General features: G+C 36.0%; 18 protein-coding genes and 2 pseudogenes. All 20 read left to right on the forward strand.

The window, feature by feature from the left end; all coding sequences use genetic code 11:
* Positions 1–32 precede the first annotated feature (32 nt).
* The 20 genes and pseudogenes from P4S65_RS06810 (at position 33) to P4S65_RS06905 (ending at position 20,195) form a co-directional block, all read left to right on the forward strand.
* Positions 33–962 (forward strand): Wzz/FepE/Etk N-terminal domain-containing protein, encoded by a 930-nt coding sequence (locus P4S65_RS06810; RefSeq protein WP_033038708.1) that lies wholly within the window; start codon positions 33–35, stop codon positions 960–962.
* Positions 963–1,082: 120 nt separating this feature from the next.
* Positions 1,083–2,008 (forward strand): annotated as a pseudogene (locus P4S65_RS06815) (exopolysaccharide biosynthesis polyprenyl glycosylphosphotransferase); the annotation flags it as partial.
* A 26-nt stretch (positions 2,009–2,034) separates the two neighbouring features.
* Positions 2,035–3,120 (forward strand): dTDP-glucose 4,6-dehydratase, encoded by a 1,086-nt coding sequence (gene rfbB, locus P4S65_RS06820; RefSeq protein ID WP_337119799.1) that lies wholly within the window; start codon positions 2,035–2,037, stop codon positions 3,118–3,120.
* A 1-nt stretch (position 3,121) separates the two neighbouring features.
* On the forward strand, positions 3,122–3,985 hold the full coding sequence (rfbA, locus tag P4S65_RS06825) for a glucose-1-phosphate thymidylyltransferase RfbA (protein ID WP_007376729.1): 864 nt from the start codon (positions 3,122–3,124) through the stop codon (positions 3,983–3,985).
* Positions 3,986–4,003: 18 nt separating this feature from the next.
* Positions 4,004–4,560 (forward strand): annotated as a pseudogene (gene rfbC, locus P4S65_RS06830) (dTDP-4-dehydrorhamnose 3,5-epimerase).
* Positions 4,560–5,387, forward strand: coding sequence for an NAD-dependent epimerase/dehydratase family protein (locus P4S65_RS06835; RefSeq protein WP_337119800.1), 828 nt, complete (start codon positions 4,560–4,562; stop codon positions 5,385–5,387). The pseudogene rfbC and the gene P4S65_RS06835 overlap by 1 nt, the downstream one beginning before the upstream one ends.
* On the forward strand, positions 5,387–6,862 hold the full coding sequence (locus P4S65_RS06840) for a lipopolysaccharide biosynthesis protein (protein WP_337119801.1): 1,476 nt from the start codon (positions 5,387–5,389) through the stop codon (positions 6,860–6,862). Before P4S65_RS06835 ends, P4S65_RS06840 begins: the two co-directional genes overlap by 1 nt.
* Positions 6,863–7,007: 145 nt before the next feature.
* Positions 7,008–7,433: a CatB-related O-acetyltransferase gene (locus tag P4S65_RS06845; RefSeq protein WP_237113681.1), complete on the forward strand. Its 426-nt coding sequence runs from the start codon at positions 7,008–7,010 to the stop codon at positions 7,431–7,433.
* Positions 7,426–8,022, forward strand: coding sequence for an acyltransferase (locus P4S65_RS06850; RefSeq protein ID WP_033038722.1), 597 nt, complete (start codon positions 7,426–7,428; stop codon positions 8,020–8,022). Before P4S65_RS06845 ends, P4S65_RS06850 begins: the two co-directional genes overlap by 8 nt.
* The gene (locus P4S65_RS06855) at positions 8,009–8,455 is read left to right on the forward strand and encodes a glycosyltransferase (RefSeq protein WP_337119802.1); all 447 of its coding nucleotides are present in this window, start codon (positions 8,009–8,011) and stop codon (positions 8,453–8,455) included. Before P4S65_RS06850 ends, P4S65_RS06855 begins: the two co-directional genes overlap by 14 nt.
* A gap of 119 nt (positions 8,456–8,574) precedes the next feature.
* Positions 8,575–8,895 (forward strand): glycosyltransferase family 2 protein, encoded by a 321-nt coding sequence (locus P4S65_RS06860; RefSeq protein ID WP_337119803.1) that lies wholly within the window; start codon positions 8,575–8,577, stop codon positions 8,893–8,895.
* On the forward strand, positions 8,879–10,144 hold the full coding sequence (locus P4S65_RS06865) for a hypothetical protein (protein WP_337119804.1): 1,266 nt from the start codon (positions 8,879–8,881) through the stop codon (positions 10,142–10,144). The genes P4S65_RS06860 and P4S65_RS06865 overlap by 17 nt, the downstream gene beginning before the upstream one ends.
* Positions 10,128–11,168, forward strand: coding sequence for a glycosyltransferase family 4 protein (locus P4S65_RS06870; RefSeq protein WP_337119805.1), 1,041 nt, complete (start codon positions 10,128–10,130; stop codon positions 11,166–11,168). Before P4S65_RS06865 ends, P4S65_RS06870 begins: the two co-directional genes overlap by 17 nt.
* An 11-nt stretch (positions 11,169–11,179) precedes the next feature.
* The gene (locus tag P4S65_RS06875) at positions 11,180–11,764 is read left to right on the forward strand and encodes a DapH/DapD/GlmU-related protein (RefSeq protein WP_337119806.1); all 585 of its coding nucleotides are present in this window, start codon (positions 11,180–11,182) and stop codon (positions 11,762–11,764) included.
* Between the two features lie 6 nt (positions 11,765–11,770).
* Positions 11,771–12,772 (forward strand): hypothetical protein, encoded by a 1,002-nt coding sequence (locus tag P4S65_RS06880; protein ID WP_337119807.1) that lies wholly within the window; start codon positions 11,771–11,773, stop codon positions 12,770–12,772.
* A 13-nt stretch (positions 12,773–12,785) separates the two neighbouring features.
* Entirely contained in the window at positions 12,786–14,198 is a 1,413-nt protein-coding gene (locus P4S65_RS06885; RefSeq protein WP_337119808.1) for a mannose-1-phosphate guanylyltransferase/mannose-6-phosphate isomerase, read from the forward strand.
* A 3-nt stretch (positions 14,199–14,201) separates the two neighbouring features.
* Complete coding sequence (locus P4S65_RS06890; protein WP_306725113.1) at positions 14,202–15,614, forward strand: phosphomannomutase; 1,413 nt, start codon at positions 14,202–14,204, stop codon at positions 15,612–15,614.
* Between the two features lie 753 nt (positions 15,615–16,367).
* Positions 16,368–17,480 (forward strand): polysaccharide export protein, encoded by a 1,113-nt coding sequence (locus P4S65_RS06895; RefSeq protein ID WP_337119809.1) that lies wholly within the window; start codon positions 16,368–16,370, stop codon positions 17,478–17,480.
* 12 nt (positions 17,481–17,492) lie between these two features.
* Positions 17,493–17,927: a low molecular weight protein-tyrosine-phosphatase gene (locus tag P4S65_RS06900; protein ID WP_033038741.1), complete on the forward strand. Its 435-nt coding sequence runs from the start codon at positions 17,493–17,495 to the stop codon at positions 17,925–17,927.
* 15 nt (positions 17,928–17,942) lie between these two features.
* On the forward strand, positions 17,943–20,195 hold the full coding sequence (locus tag P4S65_RS06905; protein ID WP_337119810.1) for a polysaccharide biosynthesis tyrosine autokinase: 2,253 nt from the start codon (positions 17,943–17,945) through the stop codon (positions 20,193–20,195).
* The last annotated feature ends 347 nt before the right edge of the window (positions 20,196–20,542 follow it).

Genomic DNA, 20,542 nt, shown 5'->3' on the forward strand with positions numbered 1-20,542 from the left:
GTGTTTATATACAAAATAAAGTAAGTGAAAAAATGCAAAAGACTGACAATCAAAATACTACGAAAGAGCAATTAGATCTGCATGGACTATTTTCTGCAATATGGAAAAGAAAATGGTTAATAATAAGTATTACCGCTGCATTTTCCGTTGCATCAGTAATATATGCAATAAGCCAACCGAATATTTACAAATCAGAGGCTTTATTAGCGCCTGCTGAAGAAGAGCAGTCAGGTGGTTTAGGTGGTCTGGCAGGTCAATTTGGTGGATTAGCAAGTTTGGCTGGCGTTAGTCTGGGTGGAAGTTCAGATACTAAAACCAAGTTGGCGATTGAAGTGTTGAAATCACGTAAATTCACTACTGAATTTATACAAAATCACGATGCTTTACGTGATTTGATGGCAGCTAAATCTTGGAATCTATTAGAAAATAAAGTGATTTACGATGATGAAATTTATGACGTGAATTTAAGGGAATGGGTACGAGAAGTTGAAGCACCCTATAAACCAAAGCCGTCAATGCAAGAAGCATACAAAGAGTTTACTAAATTAATTGCAATAAAGACGGATAAAGAAACTGGGATGGTAATTCTCTCCATTGAACACGTATCACCTTTTATTGCACAACAATGGATTAATTGGTTAGTTGAAGACATAAATAAAACCATGAAAGCACGAGATGTTATTGAGGCTAATAAAAGCACTCAGTTTTTAACTCGGCAATTAGAACAAACTAAAATTGCAGATATACGCGCTGTTTTATATAAGCTGGTTGAAGAACAAGCTAAAACCATCATGTTTGCTGAAGTGCGTGATGAATATGTTTTTAAAACAGTTGATCCAGCACTAGTTCCTGAAACGAAGTCTAAACCTAAACGAGTACTGATAATTATACTTGGTACAATGATAGGTGCTTTCTTTTCAATAATGATTGTTTTAACTCGGTACTTTATAAAAAATGATTAGTCAATCCTATTTTTATCATATCATTATGATTTATATAATAAAGTTAATCTATGAGGCAGAGTGATATGCCAATTAAAAACGAGATGATAGTGAAATGAAAAAAATTCCCTTTTTTTAAACAAACGCTTTAAATCAAAAAAGAAGCACTTACACAAAAGATTATTTATGTATATTGTCCAGTTGAATGTGCCTTCAACATAGGTGAAGTTATTGACGATTATGGTTTTGATATAATTGTTAATGATTATGATATTTTAGATTTTAGTAAAAAAATAATTTGTCATTATAAAAGCGGAGACTTGGGTGAAAAAGAGAGGGATTTTTTAGTTAAAGCTACCGAATGTGGAGCATGGGTTGAACCTTTAGTAAGTTATTTAGATGATAGATTGAAATATACCGAAGTAAGGTTATTACACAGCAGTTACTTTTTACATCAAAAAGCTTTTTCAATTTTGTCTCAAAAGCGAACTCAAATAACAAAAAGATTTACAGATATAGTTAGTTCAATATTAATTTTGATTGTTACTTTACCTATATCATTATTAACAGCTCTTTTTATTAAATTAGAAAGCCCCGGCCCTATTTTCTTTAAACAAAAAAGAACGGGTCAGTACAATGTTGAGTTTTGTGTGTATAAGTTTCGTTCTATGCGGAACGATGCAGAGAAAAATGGCGCTCAATGGGCTAGTAAAAATGATGCGCGAGTAACAAAAGTTGGAAATTTTATTCGAAAAACACGTATTGATGAAATACCACAATTAATTAATGTTCTCAAAGGTGAAATGTCTATAGTAGGGCCCAGGCCTGAGCGAGAGGTGTTTATAGCAGACTTGGAAAAAGAGATATCATATTATCGTTTCCGTCATGCTGTTAAGCCGGGCGTTACTGGTTTAGCTCAGGTTAGATATCCTTATGGAGCGTCAGTTGAGGACGCTGTTTGGAAACACAAATATGACATTTATTATATTAAGCATCATTCGAGTATGTTAGATCTGAAAATATTATTACTGACAGTTAAAACAGTAATATTTGGAATGGGTCGTTAAGTTTTTACGAATTAAAAGTAGGTTGTATGAAAATTATAGTTACAGGTGGTGCAGGGTTTATTGGTTCGGCTGTTATCCGTCATATCATTGATAATACAAATGATTCAGTTATTAACCTTGATAAGCTCACTTATGCAGGTAATTTAGAATCGCTTAAATCGGTGGATAATAGTGAACGTTATACTTTTGAGCAGGTTGATATTTGTAACCGGATAGAGCTTGATCGGTTGTTTGTAACGCACAAACCAGATGCAATAATGCATTTAGCCGCAGAAAGCCATGTCGATCGTTCTATTACAGGGCCAGCCGAGTTTATTCAAACTAATATTGTAGGCACTTATAATTTATTGGAAGCAGCACGTGATTATTGGAATTCGCTAGAAAATAAGGCTAAACAAGACTTTAGGTTTCACCACATATCGACTGATGAAGTGTATGGGGATTTACCACATCCTGATGAGCAAACGGGTGAACTACCTTTATTTACCGAGCAAACTTCATATGCTCCAAGTAGTCCTTACTCAGCGAGTAAAGCATCGAGTGACCACCTTGTACGAGCTTGGTTACGAACATATGGTTTTCCTACAATAGTTACTAATTGCTCTAATAATTATGGACCTTATCATTTCCCTGAAAAATTAATACCACTGGTTATTTTGAATGCACTTGAAGGTAAAGAATTACCAATTTACGGTAAAGGTGACCAAATTCGAGATTGGTTGTATGTAGAAGATCATGCGCGTGCTTTATATAAAGTAGTAACTGAAGGTAAAGTCGGTGAAACCTATAATATCGGTGGTCACAACGAAAAGCAAAATATTGAAGTGGTACAAACTATTTGTAGTATTTTAGATACTTTAGTGCCGAAAGAAGCAAAGTATGCTGATCAAATTACGTATGTTACAGACAGGCCAGGTCACGATAGACGCTATGCTATAGACTCATCAAAAATGAGTCGTGAGTTAAATTGGATGCCAGTTGAAACATTTGAAACAGGCTTACAAAAAACTATTCGATGGTATCTGGATAATCAGCAGTGGTGTAAAAATGTTCAAGATGGTTCTTATCAGCGTGAACGTTTAGGAAGTTTAATTAATAAGAATGAGGAATAATATGAAAGGGATTATTTTAGCGGGTGGCTCTGGTACGCGTTTGCACCCAATAACAAAAGGTGTATCGAAGCAGCTATTACCGATTTACGATAAACCAATGATTTATTATCCATTATCAGTATTAATGCTGGCTGGTATTAATGAAATATTAATTATCACAACACCAGAAGAGCAAGAGGGCTTTATTCGTTTATTGGGAGATGGTTCTCAGTTTGGTATAAACCTTACTTACAAAGTTCAGGCTTCTCCTGATGGGTTAGCACAAGCATTCATTATAGGTGAAGATTTTATTGGCACAGATGACGTGTGCTTGGCCTTAGGTGATAACATCTTTTTTGGACAGGCATTTGGTAAACAGCTTAAACATGCTGCTGAAAATTTAACTGGCGCGAGTGTTTTTGGTTATCAAGTAATGGATCCTGAACGATTTGGTGTTGTAGAGTTTGACGAAAACTTTAAAGCATTGTCCATAGAAGAGAAACCTAAAAATCCTAAATCGAATTGGGCAGTAACTGGTTTATATTTTTATAATAATTCAGTTATCGACATAGCTAAAAATGTTAAGCCATCATCACGTGGTGAGCTAGAAATAACATGCGTAAATCAAGCTTACTTAGAACAAGGTACCTTAAACGTAGAACAATTGGGACGAGGCTTTGCATGGCTTGATACTGGTACTCATGATTCGCTACTAGAAGCATCCCAATTTGTTCAAACAGTTGAAAAACGTCAAGGCTTTAAAATTGCTTGCCTAGAAGAAATTGCATTACAGCAAGGTTGGTTAACTAGAGAGCAAGTTTATCGTATAGGTAATGACTTGGCAAAAACTGGTTATGGTCAATATTTATTGAACATCACAAAATAGTTATTAAAAGATAAAAATATGAACGTTATTAAGACCAAAATAAAAGATTTAGTCATCATAGAGCCTAAAGTCTTCGGTGATGAAAGAGGTTTTTTTATGAAATGTTTCAAGCAGAACGCTATAAAGCCGCTGGAATAAATGCAGATTTTGTGCAAGACAATCGCTCCCGCTCAACTCAAGGGGTATTAAGAGGCCTGCACTTTCAAAAAAACAAACCTCAAGGGAAATTAGTATCCGTTACCGAAGGTGAGGTGTTTGATATTGCCGTTGATTTACGTCCACACTCAGATACATTTGGTCAGCACGAAGCTGTTTTATTAACTGGTGAGAACAAACTACAATTTTACGTTCCACCTGGTTTTGCTCATGGCTTTTGTGTATTAAGTGAAACCGCTGACTTTCAGTATAAGTGTACCGACTATTACGATCCAAATGACGAAAGTGGCTTATTATGGAATGACCCTGAATTAGCAATACATTGGCCACTTAATAATCCACTATTGTCTGATAAAGATAAAATTCAGCCAACATTTAGCGAGATTAAAGACAAGCTAATAAATGGGTGGGATAAATAATGGCATTGTATACAGTATTTGGCGGGCGTGGTTTTATTGGTTCTGAAATAGTGAATCAGCTAAATGCTCTAGGGCATACAGTTAACGTTCCCAAAAGAGGTGATAATGCAATTTTTGAATCCGACTTAGGAATTGTAATTTACTGTTCTGGTGTTGGTGATTGTAAAAACACACCATTTTCTGTTTTGGAGGCCAATGTCAGTTTACTTGCGCAGATTTTACAACAAGCAAAGTTTGAGCGCTTACTTTACGTCTCCTCTACTCGCGTATACATGAACCAGGCACTATCAAGTGAACATGAAAACTTAACTGTTTGTGTAGATGATAATAGGCGACTATTCAATTTGACAAAGTTAGTAGCAGAAGAGCTATGCCTTAAAAGTGGTCGTAACGTTAGTATCGTAAGACCGAGTAATGTGTATGGCGTGGCGTTAAACAGTCCTCTTTTTTTACCTGCTATCACACGTAATGCTATTAATCATAGAAAAGTAGATATGTATATTCCTAAGGGGTATGCTAAAGATTATGTTTCAGTGGAAGACGTTGCTTTTTGTTGTATTACAATTGCCTCAAGTGAACAATGCGATAACCAAATAATTAACATTGCTGCGGGTTATAATATAACAGCACAACAAATTGCAGACATGCTACAAAAACATACACAATGTGAAATTGTATGGCATGAAATAGATTTTCCAAATGAGGTCTTTCCACCAACTGATATAGCATTAATAAGTCATATAATACCAAACTACAGCCCTAAAAATGTATTAGCGGATTTACAAGAAATGATTGTTGAATTTACAAAAGTGTTAAGTATCAATTAATGAGTGGGTTTAATCGTTTATTGAAAAATTCTTTAGCTAATATAATCAATGGTTTTTCTAATGTAATATTAGGTATTGTTATATCCCCATTTTTGATAAATACACTAAGCTTTGAAGAGTTTTCAGTTTGGTCAATATGCCTACAGGCGGGTATTGCTGTGAGCATTTTTGGTGTAGCGGGGCAAATAACGATAGGCCGCTTTACCTCTCAGTTCAAGTTTAACAATGATGAGCTAGGGTTAAATCGAGTTATTAATAACTACTTTAATATCATTTTGTGTATTTTTGTATTTTTCTTGCTGTTGTTAACTGTCATTATAGTAAACTTTGAATCTATATTCGCCAACATCCCAAATGATATTATTTTTGATTCAATAATCTCATTCATATTGGTTTTCAGTTCATTTATTCTCGGTATATTTTCTACAGTAGTCATTGGTTACTTCATAGGCATAGAAAAAAACTATGTCACGGCAAATATTAATCTTATATCCAGAGTGTTTATTGGTATAGCAGTAGTATTTTTAGCCGACTATGGCTTAATTGCCATTGCATCCAGTTACTTTGTGATTAATGTGCTTTCATATCTATTTATGTACAAACAGTTTCGTACTTTTCAAAAACATCATTTTTCATTTGGTTTGCAAGGTAAAATTGACGAACTTATTAAGTTCTTCGGTGGGCTAACTATTTGGAATTTTGCTCAGTTTCTTATATCAGGAATAGGTATTTTCGTTGTTTCTATTTATGACTTTGAAAATCTCCCCTATTTTGTATTAGCAATGACCATGGTGAATGCAATCGTTGGTCTATTAGGTGCGATTGTTAACCCGATTATTCAACCAATAGTAAAGTTGAATGGGGCAGATAATAAAAAGGGAGTTGATGAGCTTGTTATGTCATTGTCAATAATTTTTGCATTGGCAACATTTTTGGGTGTTAACATTTCTAATTATATTTCTTTGCAAATTCTTCAGCTTTGGGTTGGCGACAGTAATGGTGAACTTGCTAATAACTATTTCAACTATTTATTAGTCGCATTTTCGATTCGAATGGTTATTGCTCCTTATGGTATGAAGTTAGTTGCCAATGGCCATCAGCTTAAAATTGCACACTTCCCGGTTATTGAAGGTGTATTAAATTTAGTTTGTTCAATATGTTTTGTGAAAGAATTTGGAGCTATAGGTATCGCATATTCAACAATACTGTCTGCACTAGTCATTATGTTGGTGTATGCAATAAAATACTCAAAAGAAACTATTTTAGATAAAAGTGCTTTATTTATATTCTTGTCATTTCTGCTAATACCTTCAGTAGCTGTAATCTCAATTTTCTCCTTTGATTATGTAAGTGATGAATATCGCATCTATTTGCAATTAACACAGGTCTTTGTAAGTATTGCTGCTGGGTACTATATGAGTAAATATTTTGCGAAAGTTAAAGGTATTGTTAATGAAACTAAAGCAACTAATTAGAGATTCCTTAGTTGTGATAAAGTCTAATTATTATAAAAAGTTAAATAAAAGTTCTATTTTTGCGGACAAGACAATACTTTTTGAAAAAATAGATATATCCCACTCATCAATAGGGAAATACACTTACTTTGCTGGTAAGGGAACTGTGAGCAACGCAATAATTGGTAGTTATTGCTCTATTGCTGATGGCGTTAAAATTGGCATTGGATTACACCCGCTTGATTGGGTTTCTACACACCCATCAACCTTCTCTAGTAATACTATTTTTCCTTATAGGCATTTTTCAAGATCAAAACCATTTCTCGAATCAGAAACCGTCACTATAGGTAACGATGTATGGATTGGATTAAATGCAATCATTTTGGATGGTGTTGTTGTAGGTAATGGTGCTGTTATTGCTGCCGGTTCTATCGTTACTAAGAATGTTGATGACTACGCTATAGTCGCCGGAGTCCCTGCAAAGATAATTAAGTATCGAACCCAACCTGAGGTAACTAATATTCCGTGGTGGGAATTCGATGATATTAGCTTAAATGAATATTTAACCAAGGTTGATAATTCACATGTATGAGTTTATCTATAAAGTAAATCGTCGTATTTACCTATTATTATGGAATATTTTATTTAAGCGAGATTTCAAGTCATTTGGTAAAAAAACGACTATCTACAAGCCTAGAAATATTCAAGGTGCGAAGTATATTGATTTAGGTTGTAGAACATCATTTATGCCTGATGCTTGGCTATTAGCGCTTAAGATTGATGATAATGATCCACAGCTTGTTATCTCAAATGATTGTTACATTGGCCATTATGTTCATATTGTTGCTGTTAGGAAGGTGATAATTGAAGATTCAGTGTTAGTTGCTGATAAAGTTTATATTTCAGATAATTTACACAACTACGAATCGATTTCAGTACCGATAATTCACCAACCTGTAAAATACCATCGTAATGTTCTTATTAAATCAGGGGCTTGGATCGGTGAAAATGTATGTATTATTGGTGCTTGTATCGGTAAAAATTCAGTAGTCGCAGCAAACTCAGTTGTCACAAAAGATGTGCCTGATTTCTGTATCGTAGCAGGGGCTCCTGCAAAAATTATCAAACGTTATTGTCATGAAAGTAAATCTTGGAAAAAAGTTAGCTATGAATCAATATAAAAGATTGGGTTTAGTCACTGTTTTGTTTAATGCACCAGATGTCTTAGATGATTTTTTCACTAGTTTATCTTGTCAAAGTTATGAACAGTACCAAGTGTATATTGTTGATAATAGTACAGTCCCTGAACCTTTGACAAAGGCTCGTGAGTTAGCCGAGCATTATCAAATCTCAGTAACATTTATTGATAATAAAGGCGACAATGTAGGAGTTGCTGCGGGAAACAATCAGGGAGTAAATGCCGCCTTAAATGATGGTTGTGACCTGATATTATTTATTAACAATGATTTAATCTTCGATGATAAAAATGTACTTTCGAGTTTAGTAAACAGTATGGATTCCGATATGCTTGATATGTGTAGTCCAGTTATTCTAAATTATCCTGCAAAAAAATATGGTACGCTGGCGGGTATATCGACACTATTAAAGCTGTAGCCCCGCATTATAATATAGATGGCGAGTATATTCCGAACAGTATTCAACGGGCTGCATTTGATTATGCTCCAACTTGTTTTTTAATAGTGACAGCATCTTTACTTGGGAAAGTTGGCTGTATGGATGAAAAATATTTTGCCTATTATGATGACACAGACTTTTTATTTCGTTGTAACCAAGCTGGATATAAGGTTGAGCTATTACCTAATGTAGTTATTCATCATAAAGTAGGTAGTTCAACTGGAGGTGGTTTATCTTATTTTGGTGCCTATCACCTTTCACGCAATCGAATTTACTTTATCCGTAAAAATATTAAAGGTATAAAAAAATATATTAGTTTAGCCTATACAGTCTTAACCCGAAGTATTAGGTTGCTGTCAGCCCCCTCTGAAATAAAAAAGGCGATTAAAAAAGGGATGGCGGATGGTTTTAAAATGTAAGAATAGTAATTTAGAAGCATTGTTAATGTTTTTTGTATTTTCAATGGTGCTATTTTTTCCTTCATTGACAATGATATTACTCGGACAATCATCTTTTACGCCTGGTATTGTTGCCGCTTCTTTGTGCATTATATTTATTCTGGGTATTTATTTTTATTTAAATAGAACGCTAGAATTCGAACGAAGTACTATTTTTGTATTGTTAATGATCTTTTTTTGTTGTTTTTCTATCACATTACATCTGTTTATTGTAAACCAACAACTACCAATGTTGGTTGAAATTGATACTAATCGGTTTATCTTCAGCTTTGCTTGCTTATTTATTGTGGCGCTGTCAGCATTTTTGGCTGCTTTGTATTTAAAATATAACTCCCGGAACAGTCACTTTTATAGTGCTGTTAAAGTTAGCTTTATAATTTTGTTAATAAATGGATTGATTAGTCTTACAAAAATAGATTTTTTAGCTACAGGATTAGCAAAGCCAACTTTTTTGTTTTTAGAACCCTCGCATTTTGCATTAGTTCTTACTCCATTTTTAATTTATTTCTGTTTAACACTTTCTCGATATCAAGCTTTGTTGCTGCTACTCGTTGTAGGTGGATGGGCTGCATATATTCAAAATTTAACTCTCCTTATAGGGGTAATGTTAGCTTTTACTATTTCGACACGACACAATCTGATATTTGCAATCTCGTTATTCATTCTGTTTTTGGCTGCTTTAATTGCCATATTTGGTATTGATAGTTTGAGTTATTTTACTGACCGGCTTGTGCTTTCTGGTGATAACGATAATTTGTCTGTATTGGTTTTATTTCAGGGTTGGCAAAATGCAATTGAAACATTAACTACTCAGTCATATCTTGGTGGAGGCTTTCAGCAATTTGGCGTTACAACCGTTTCGGGGTCTGTATCAGACAAACTTTATTCATTGCTTGGTTTTAACATTAACCAGTTTGATGGAGGGGCAACTGCACCTAAACTTGTTGGGGAGTTTGGTGTATTTGGTATAGCATTCTTATGTTGTTATTTAGTGTTTTATTTAAGAATATTCTTAAGGCTGAGAAAGAAAAAATCGTTTGATAAAATGGCTATATTTTTTTATGCCATTTTTTTAGCTAGTTTTCTTGAGTTTTTTATTCGTGGCGTAGGCTACTTTAGTCCTTTGATGTATATTTTTTTGATAAGTATATTTTATTTCACCGTTCAAAAATCAAAAATTAAGTTGGAAAAAAATGAAAGTAATTGTTGATGGCATAATCGAAAACTTACAAGATAATGGAGGTTGTACGGTTTATTTCGCTCAAATACTGACTTTGTTGCAAAAAAATAAAATCAATCTTAACTATATTAAATTTAAAGATAAAGAAGGTAATATCCCGTTATTTGGTGAAAATACTAAAGTGAGTTGTCATATTCCTAAATGGCAGGAACGATGGCGAGATGTAGTACTTAAGGATGTTACTAGTGATACGGTTTTTCACTCTACTCACTATCGTTTAGCCAAACAAAAAGTGAAAACAGTGACCACGGTACACGATTTTACTTACGAGCTTTATAGAAAAGGTCCTGCTAAATGGATGCACTCTTGGCAAAAATTCAGGGCTATACGTAATAGTGATTTAGTTATTTGTGTGTCACAAAACACCGCCGATGATCTAATGAAATTTTGCCCTATTGACCCCAAAAAAATTAGAGTAGTTTACAATGGGGTTTCTCCTGATTACCATCGTCTAAGTAGTGTAGAAAAAACTAATGAAGTAGTGTTTATTGGTGCTCGTGGGTGGTATAAAAATTTTACCTTAGCCGTAGAAACCTTAAAACACCAACCTGAATTAATGCTATCTATTGTTGGTGGGGGAAAGTTATCGGACGAGGAAGTTCAGTTGCTCGAATCAAAAATTCCAGGACGCTATAAATGGCTTGGTCGTTTAACCGATGAAGAGCTTAATCAAGTATACAATCGCGCTCATTGCCTCTTTTATCCATCTAGTTATGAAGGTTTTGGCATTCCAGTTATCGAAGCTATGCGTTCAGGTTGTCCTGTTATTGCAGTCAATGTTTCTTCTATCCCTGAAGTTGCAGGCTCTGCCGCTATACTAACTAAGCAAGCCGAGCTAGCGAGTTTTAACCAAGCATTTTGTACATTGAACAATGAACATACACGCAAGGATATTATTCTCCGAGGGCTTGAGCAGGCTAATCGTTTTTCGTGGGAGAAATGCTATCAAGACACTCTTGCTGTTTATAACGAACTTAATACACTACCTTTGTAAAGGAGCAGGTTTTGGTTGATTTAATTAAACACTATGGTGTTTTTGGTGTTTTGTCATTAATTTATGAGAAAGTATTAACTTATTTTTTATTTAAGCAAGCAAAAATAATTCGGCGTCCATTTGAGTGCCGTGGTAAACAAAATATTATTGTTGGTAAAGAATTTACGACTGGTCGCTATTGTCGCTTTGAAGCACATGGGAAGCATGGTGAAATTAACATTACTATTGGTGATAATTGCCAAGTTAATGACTCGGTACATATAGCCGCTCTAAAAAGTGTGATAATTAGCAACAACGTTTTAATAGCTAGTCGAGTGTTTATTACTGATCTTAATCATGGTGGTTACAGTGGTAACTTACACTCAGATCCTTTAGTCATATGCAAAGATAGACCACTAACGAGTACACCAGTAGTGATAGAGCAAAATGTATGGTTAGGAGAAGGTGTTGTTGTTTTGCCTGGTGTTACTATTGGAGAAAATGCAATAATTGGCGCTAATGCAGTGGTATCTAAAAACATTCCAGCTTTTTCAATTGCAGTAGGTAACCCTGCAAAAGTTATTAAAACTTATAACTTTGAACAAAAAAATGGTTAGCAATTCATGAATAAAAATAGTCATGTAGTATTAATTTGCCCTGATTTTTTTGATTATAAAGCATTAATAGAAAACCAACTTGAAAAACGTTTTGCTAAGGTTCATTCTTTTTCGGACAGGCCGTTATGCTCTTCTATTGAAAAAGCATTAATTAAATATAACGTAGCTAACTATAACGATTATATTTCACGTCGCTATAGTCAACAATTACTCGACCAATTAACTTCTTTAATACATGATATTACTACTATCTTTATTATTAAAGGTACTTCTATTTCTCCATTTTTTATACAGAGTATAAAGAGTTTGAATCCTAATATTCGTGTCATAGTGTATTGTTGGGATTCTATTGCTAACTCGAAAGGCTTTGTTAAATTGGCTGAATTAGCAGATAAAGCTATGTCGTTCGATTTTGCTGATTGCCAGCAATATAGGTTAGATTACGTGCCGTTATTTTATTCGGATGATAATACGCAAGCACCTTCATGTGAAAAATCTAGCTATACTTATCAGTTTAGTTTCATCGGTAGCTACCATGGTGATAGAGCAAAGTTACTATACAATCTGTTAAAAAATGAAAAAAACGCTCTAACTACATCCTTTATTAAAATTTACTTTCAGAGCAAAATACAATTTATTGTATTTTATTTGCTTGACCCTTACATAAGGAAGTGCCCTAAAGAGTGGTTTACATTTGATATTATTGCTAGAGATAAGATGAGTGATGTTTTTTCTAATAGTTGTTTTATTATAGACATACATCATAAAGGACAATCAGGTCTAACAATGAGGACTTGGGAGACTCTAAGCTTAAATTATAATTTATTAACTACTAACCCTTATATATTATTACATCAACCTATTACAGCCGTTGATATTCTAGATAGAACCCATTGTAATTTGTGGAGTACAAATAAAAAAAGCGCGTTTGTTAAGCAATTATCGAATGGCAATATTTCCACAGTACCTCTTACCTTGTCCCTTTGGTTGGACGAACTTTTTAAATAATATAGGCAGCATTATGACTATTACACCTATTATAATGGCGGGTGGCTCAGGCACGCGCTTATGGCCGCTTTCTCGTGGCAATTACCCAAAACAGTTTTTATCGCTAAGCGGCGAACATACGATGCTGCAAGATACATTAAGCCGATTGAATGGTCTTGTGCATAGTCCAGCTATGCTAATTTGTAACGAAGAGCATCGTTTTATTGCCGCAGAGCAAGTACGTCAATTAGGTGTAAAGCATAGCGGTATATTTTTAGAGCCAGTAGGGCGTAATACAGCCCCTGCAATAGCACTCGCTGCCTTCAAAGCAATTGAAAAAGGCGAAGACCCATTACTGCTTGTACTTGCTGCCGATCATATAATAGATGATATCGTTTCGTTCCATCAAAGCGTTAACAAAGCCTCAGAGCTTGCAAAGCAAGGTAAGTTAGTCACATTTGGTATTGTTGGCAATAAACCAGAAACAGGTTACGGCTATATAAAACGTGGCGAAGAGTTTAGTACAGGTTTTGTAGTAGACAGCTTTGTTGAAAAACCAGATTTAGAAACTGCAAAACACTATATTGCCAGTGGTGATTATTACTGGAATAGCGGTATGTTTTTATTTAAAGCGAGCCGTTATCTAGCCGAGTTAAAAGCGTTTCGTCCTGATATTTATAATGCTTGTAAAAAAGCAATTGAAATACAGTCTAACGACCTAGATTTTATTCGTGTAGATAGAGCTGCATTTGAAGCTTGCCCTGATGAATCAGTAGATTACGCCGTAATGGAACACACCCAAGATGCGGTTGTTGTGCCTATGGATGCAGGTTGGAGTGATGTAGGTGGTTTTGCTGCGTTGTGGGAAGTATCAACTAAAGACGAAAATGGCAATGCATTTACTGGTGATGTTAAAGCCGTTGATACTAAAAATACCCTTGTGTTTGGCGAAGACAAACTTGTTGCCACCGTAGGTGTTGAAAACTTAGTCATAGTAAACACCAAAGATGCCGTACTTGTAGCGCACAAAGACCAATCACAACATGTAAAATCGATCGTACAGCAATTAAAAGCTGAAAATCGTTCAGAAGCAACCATGCATCGTGAAGTATATCGCCCTTGGGGTAAGTATGATTCGGTTGATAATGGTGAACGTTTTCAAGTTAAACGTATAACGGTAAAGCCTGGCGCTAAGCTAAGTGTACAAATGCATCATCATCGCGCAGAGCATTGGATTGTTGTATCAGGCACCGCTAAAGTACAAATCGACGACACAGAGCAATTTGTAACAGAAAATGAGTCGGTTTATATTCCCATTACAGCGGTGCATGCACTCGAAAACCCAGGGAAAGTTGATTTAGAGCTTATTGAAGTTCAATCAGGCTCGTATCTAGGTGAAGATGATATAGTGCGCTTTGAAGATCGTTACGGGCGAGTAAAAGGATAAATTATGGATACAAAAATCATAATTGAGCAAAGTGATATTGCTTTTGGCACAAGTGGCGCACGTGGGCTGGTTACTAACTTTACTCCAGATGTATGTGCAGCTTTTTCAATCGCATTTATTAAATCGATTGAAACAAAATTTAGCTTTAATACAGTCGCGCTAGCAATTGATAACCGTCCAAGTAGCTACGCCATAGCACAAGCTTGTGCTGAAGGATTAAAACAACTTAATGTAAACGTAATATATTACGGCGTAATACCTACACCAGCTTTAGCATATAAAGCAATGCTGGATGATATACCATGCATAATGGTAACAGGCAGCCATATACCATTTGACAGAAATGGCTTAAAGTTTTATCGCCCAGATGGTGAAATTACTAAAATAGATGAACAAAGTATTTTAAGTGCATCGGTAGAATTTATTACACTGAGTCAAGACTTAACAGAGCTATGTGAAAGTCAGGCAGCAAGAAGTGCTTACATACAGCGTTACAGCGAATTATTTAATAGCGACGCATTGGCAGGTAAAAAAATAGGTATATATGAGCATTCAAGTGCGGGGCGCGATATTTATAAACCATTGTTTGAAAGCCTCGGTGCCAATGTAATTAGTTTAGAGCGAAGTGATGTTTTTGTACCTATTGATACAGAAGCTGTGTCGGATGAGGATAGAGAAAAAGCGCTCAACTGGTCAAAAGAGCACAGCTTTGATGCAATATTTTCTACCGATGGAGATGGAGACCGTCCATTATTAGCTGATGAAAAAGGTCACTGGCTAAGTGGTGATACTCTAGGGTTGCTTACAAGCCAACTATTAAATATAGAAGCACTGGCAGTACCCGTAAGCTGTAATACTGCGATAGAAAAATCAAATAGTTTTAAACAGGTTACGCGCACAAAAATAGGCTCGCCTTATGTAATAGCAGAGTTTAATGAATTAAAAGCACATTTTACTCGTATTGCTGGTTTTGAAGCAAATGGTGGTTACCTACTTGGTTCTGATATTGAGGTTAATGGTAAAAGATTAACGGCATTGCCAACGCGAGATGCATTACTACCAGCGTTGTTAGTTTTGGCTCAAAACAAATGTATATCAAATCAGCTATTAGCATTACCAAATCGATTTGTTGCAAGTGATAGGTTACAAAACTTCCCTACCGATAAAAGTCGTGAGCTGATTAGTGTGTTAACACAAAATGTTGAAGTACTGACTTCTGGATTAGGATTGCAAGTACACTCAGCAATTGATACAACCGATGGTTTAAGAGTAACGTTAATTAATGATGAAATAGTGCACCTTAGACCTTCAGGTAATGCCCCCGAACTTCGTTGTTACGCAGAAGCATCGTCATTAACGGTAGCAAAAAAATTAGTTGTAGCTGCATTGAAATTTTCTAATGAGTATTATATTTAAACCAATATAGTATATAGGGCTGCAAATATATGCAGCCTTGTTTTCACTGAAAATCTCTGGTTAGAAATAAATGAATTTAAATACTTTTAACTCAGTGTTTTAGCAAATTTATTAACCAGAGTTCAGGTAAATTAGTGTGAAAGTAGCCTGTTGAGATAGAGTTTTTACAAAAGCTTAGCTTGCCTACACATAAACCCCCAAACTTAACTCTCTGTGTTATTTGCGCAGTTTGACCCAACCAAGTACAATCTGCCCTCACCAAATTAAATCTTTACTATAGAAAGTTAGCACTTTGTTTTATGTAACCCTGATTAATAAGAAATAATAATAATCGGCTTTTATAATCAATAGGTTAAAGTGTTTTTAAGTTGTTCACTAAAGTACTGGTTAAAGCTTGTGGCGCTAAAAAAGCTATTTTATTTTAAAATTATGTATACCAGCTCATTTAACAGTACCAGTAAATATATTAGTTAAAAGGTAAACGCAGCACTGAGATTGTAGGTTTAAAATAAATCAGTACGCACACTCTTAACTACAGATAGAAAGGTTAACCGAAAGTGAAAACCTAGGAGTAATATACTAGTGAGGCTTTTTGCGGGTATGCTTTTCACATTTATTTAACTGGTTGCGTGTTTACTGAACAGTCGTATCTTGCGCCGCTCCTATAGCCATGCTTTAATTAGCCAGTTAAAAATACAAGTACTCACCAAGGTCGGTGAGTAAGTGCAATATTAAAAAAATTGGGATTCTACAATGGCGTTAAGCTGTAAATCACTCGCATCAATACTCGCAATACTAAGCATGACCGGCTGTACAATAGTACCTGGCAGCCACTTTGAAGGTATAGACTCAGGCGAGCAAACACAAAACCTTGAACAAGATCTCGAAAAAGTAAATATTCAAATAATTGACTCGCTACTAATAAATAAACAAAATCAAGCGCGTATAGCAGCTAAACCATTTTCGAGTACAGCGGGTTTAAATGTAAATAACTACGAATATAAACTAGGTGTTGGTGACGTACTAACCATTGGTGTATGGGATCATCCTGAGCTAACAATACCAGCAGCTGTACAACGAACAGCCGAATTTGACGGCTTTAGAGTACAAAAAGATGGCACAATAACCTACGCATACGCACCCAATATTCCTGCCGCAGGTAAAACGGTTGGTGAGGTTCGTAACGAGCTGGTAAAACGTTTAAGCCGCGTAATAGAAGATCCTCAAGTAGACGTAAAAGTAGTTGGTTTTAGAAGCCAAAAAGCGTATGTAACTGGTGAAATAAAACAGCCTGGTGTATACCCAGTAACCGAAATTCCACTTACCTTAATAGATGCTCTAAGCCAAGCCGGAGGCTTAACAGAAGAAGCAGATTGGCGAACAGTAACGTTTACCCGTGGCAATACAACAGAAGTTATTAAACTTGATGATTTTTATGCCCATGGCGACATTTCGCAAAACAGATTATTACAAAACGGCGATATAGTGCATGTTAGTCGTAACGACGCGCAAAAAGTGTTTGTATTAGGTGATGTAAAAAGAGCGGGTTCAGTAACCCTTAATCGTTATGGCTTAAACTTGGCCGAAGCGCTAAGCGACTCGGGCGGTTTGAACGAAAATACAGCCGATGCTAATGGTGTATTTGTACTGCGTAAAAGTAATGTTGAGCAAACAGGTATTATTGCTAATGTTTACCAGTTGCATGCAAAAAATATAGCCGCAATGGTATTGGCTGAGCAATTTGAACTACAACCGCACGATATAGTTTATGTAACATCAGCGCCACTTGCGCGTTGGAACCGTGTAATTAGTTTATTATTACCATCGGTAGCGACTGTTGATAATTTAAACGACATTAACAACTAAGGATTTATTAAGATGTTTGATTCTGTTTTAGTTGTGTGTGCCGGTAATATTTGCCGTAGCCCAACAGGTGAGTATGTATTAAAAGCAAAACTCGAAGGTAAAAATATTAAAGTATCATCAGCGGGTTTAACAGCGCTTGAAGGCAAACCAGCAGATGCAAAAGCCAAACAAATAGCACTCGCACACGGCGTTAATATGGATGCTCACCAAGGGCAGCAGCTTACATCAAGCTTAGTAGCGCAAAACAGCGTAATACTAGTGATGGAAGAGCGCCATTTAAACGACGTACATGCGCGTTATCCTGAAGCTCGCGGTAAAACCTTTTTACTAGGGAAATGGATTAATAACGCCGAAATACCCGACCCATACCGCCAAAGCCAAGAGGCTTTTGAGCACGTTTATACATTAATCGATAGCGCGTGTAGCGCTTGGCAAAAGTATTTATAAGGAATGGCTAATTTAATGAATGCTCAGCCGAATAACAGCGCTAATGGCGCGAATAATAAAAACACCAATAACACAGCACAGCCATCGCAAGAAATTGATTTAATGGCATTATTAGGTACATTGCTCGACCGAAAATACTTTATTGTGGGAATTACCGCACTATTTATGTTTATAGGTGTTGTATATGCCGTGTTAAGCACGCCAGTGTACCAAGCAACAGCTATGATACAAGTTGAAGATGGCGGTGGCTCAGTCCCGGGCTTTGACGACATGGCAGGCATGTTTGAAAGTACATCGGCAGCAGTGACCGAAATCGAGCTATTAAAGTCGCGCAGTATTATAGGTGAAGCGGTAGATATATTAAAACTTGATGTAACAGCAGAGCCTAAGTTATTCCCGTTCATAGGTAGCCGCGCTTACCGTAAATATACCCCAATGGAAGAGGGCGATTTAGCCCAGCCAAGTTTTGGCGCTAACAGCTACGCCTGGGGCGGAGAGAGCATAAACGTATTTAGGTTTGATGTACCACGTACCGCTATAGAGCAAGAATTTACGCTTATAGTGCAAAATAACAACGGTGTTGTGCTAATAAATGATAATGGCGAACAAATATTAAGTGGCAAAGTAGGTGAAGAACTCACTAATGGTAAATTTAACTTAACCATACGCAGTTTAAATGCACGCCCAGGTACCGAGTTTATAATTACCCGTAAAGATCGCCTGAATACTATTTTAGACCTTCAAGCAGAAATAGGTGCAAGTGAAAAAGGCAAAGACTCAGGCATCATTAACTTAAGCTTACAAAGTACTAAACCAAGCTATGCCGAAAAAGTGCTAGATAAAGTGGCAGCTATTTATGTACGCCGTAATGTTGAGCGTAGCAGCGCAGAGGCGCAAAAGTCACTCGAATTTTTAGAAGTGCAATTACCAGAGATAAAAAAACAACTTGAGTTTGCCGAGCAACGCTTTAACGATTACCAAATAAAACGCCAATCAATAAATATAACATTAGAGACCCAAGGCGTGCTTGAGCAAGTTGTAAAGCTTGAAACTAAACTACAAGAGCTTAACTTAAAACGCTTAGAACTAGGGCGCAAATTTAAAAAGGACCATCCCGCATATCAAAGTATTATTGAGCAAGTAGCGGCTGTAAATAAGCAAAAAGACGAGCTAATTGGTGAAGTAGGTAACCTACCCGAAACTCAACAAGAGCTACTGCGCTTAAAGCGTGATGTTGAAGTAAGTAACCAAATTTACACACTATTACTTAGTAAAACACAAGAGCTTGATATAGTACGTGCAGGCACTGTGGGTAATGTACGAGTAATTGACTACGCCGAGGTAAATACCAGCAAACCCGTAAAACCTAAAAAAGCATTAATTGTTGTAATGGCAACTATGCTAGGTGGCATGTTGGCTATAGCTATTGTACTTATACAAAAAGCCATACATAAAGGGGTAGAAGACCCTGCTGAAATAGAAGCCTTGGGTATACCTGTTTACGCAAGTGTACCGCACTCAGATTACCAAGATAAACTAAGCGGCTTTACCGCAAAGGTACGCAAAAACAAAGTAAATAAACCTAAGTCGATACTTGCACTCGATAACCCCGCCGATTTAGCTATTGAGGCACTACGCAGCCTGCGTACTAGCTTACACTTTGCGATGATGGAATCTAAAAATAACATTATTGCAATTTCGGGTCCAAGCCCAAGCGTAGGTAAATCGTTTGTATCAGTAAATTTAGCGGCTGTACTGGCTCAAAGTGGTAAAAAGGTATTGGTTATAGATGCCGATATGCGTAAAGGCTACTTACAAACTCAATTTGGCTTAAAGTGGGATAATGGCCTAAGTGACTATCTATCGGGCCGTTTAAACCTAGAGCAAGTTACTAAACCGACCAAGGTTGATGGCTTAAGTGTAATTACGCGCGGGCAAGTACCACCTAATCCTTCTGAGTTATTAATGCATAGTAACTTTAGTAAACTAGTTGCAGAAGTTAGTGCCGCTTACGACATAGTAATTATAGATACACCGCCGATATTGGCAGTAACCGATCCTGCTATTGTAAGTGCCCATACCGGTACAACCTTGCTTGTAGCGCGTTTTGGTCAAAACCATTTGCGTGAAATAGAACTAACGCGTAATCGCTTTGAACAAAATGGCATAGACGTGAAAGGCTTGGTGTTTAACGGCGTAGTTAAAAAAGCCAGTAATGCCTATGGGTATTATGGCTACTACAACTACGAATACAAAAGTGATAAATAATTTTTAACTCTTTATTATTAAAATATAAAGGGCCTATTGGGCACTTTTTATAAAAAGTATAAAAACAAGGTATTACAATAAGATAGTCAAAATTGACTGTCTCAATTTAGAAAAAAGTGTCTCAGTGGGTCAAATGTTCACTAAGATACTAAGTTGAAAAGATGCATTTTTCAATCCTTGTATTATTCCATTATTATAGTCTTATTCGTTATTTCTACCTTCTTAAATATGCGGATTTCGATATAAAGTTTGACCTTTTGGTTGTATCAAAATCAGCATTAAGCTGACTAAAGAATAAGTGAACTGAATCTATGCTCCCGTTAAACGACTTTAAAAAAATAGTAGAG

This window comes from Pseudoalteromonas sp. B131b, from assembly GCF_037162545.1.
GTDB lineage: Bacteria > Pseudomonadota > Gammaproteobacteria > Enterobacterales > Alteromonadaceae > Pseudoalteromonas > Pseudoalteromonas fuliginea.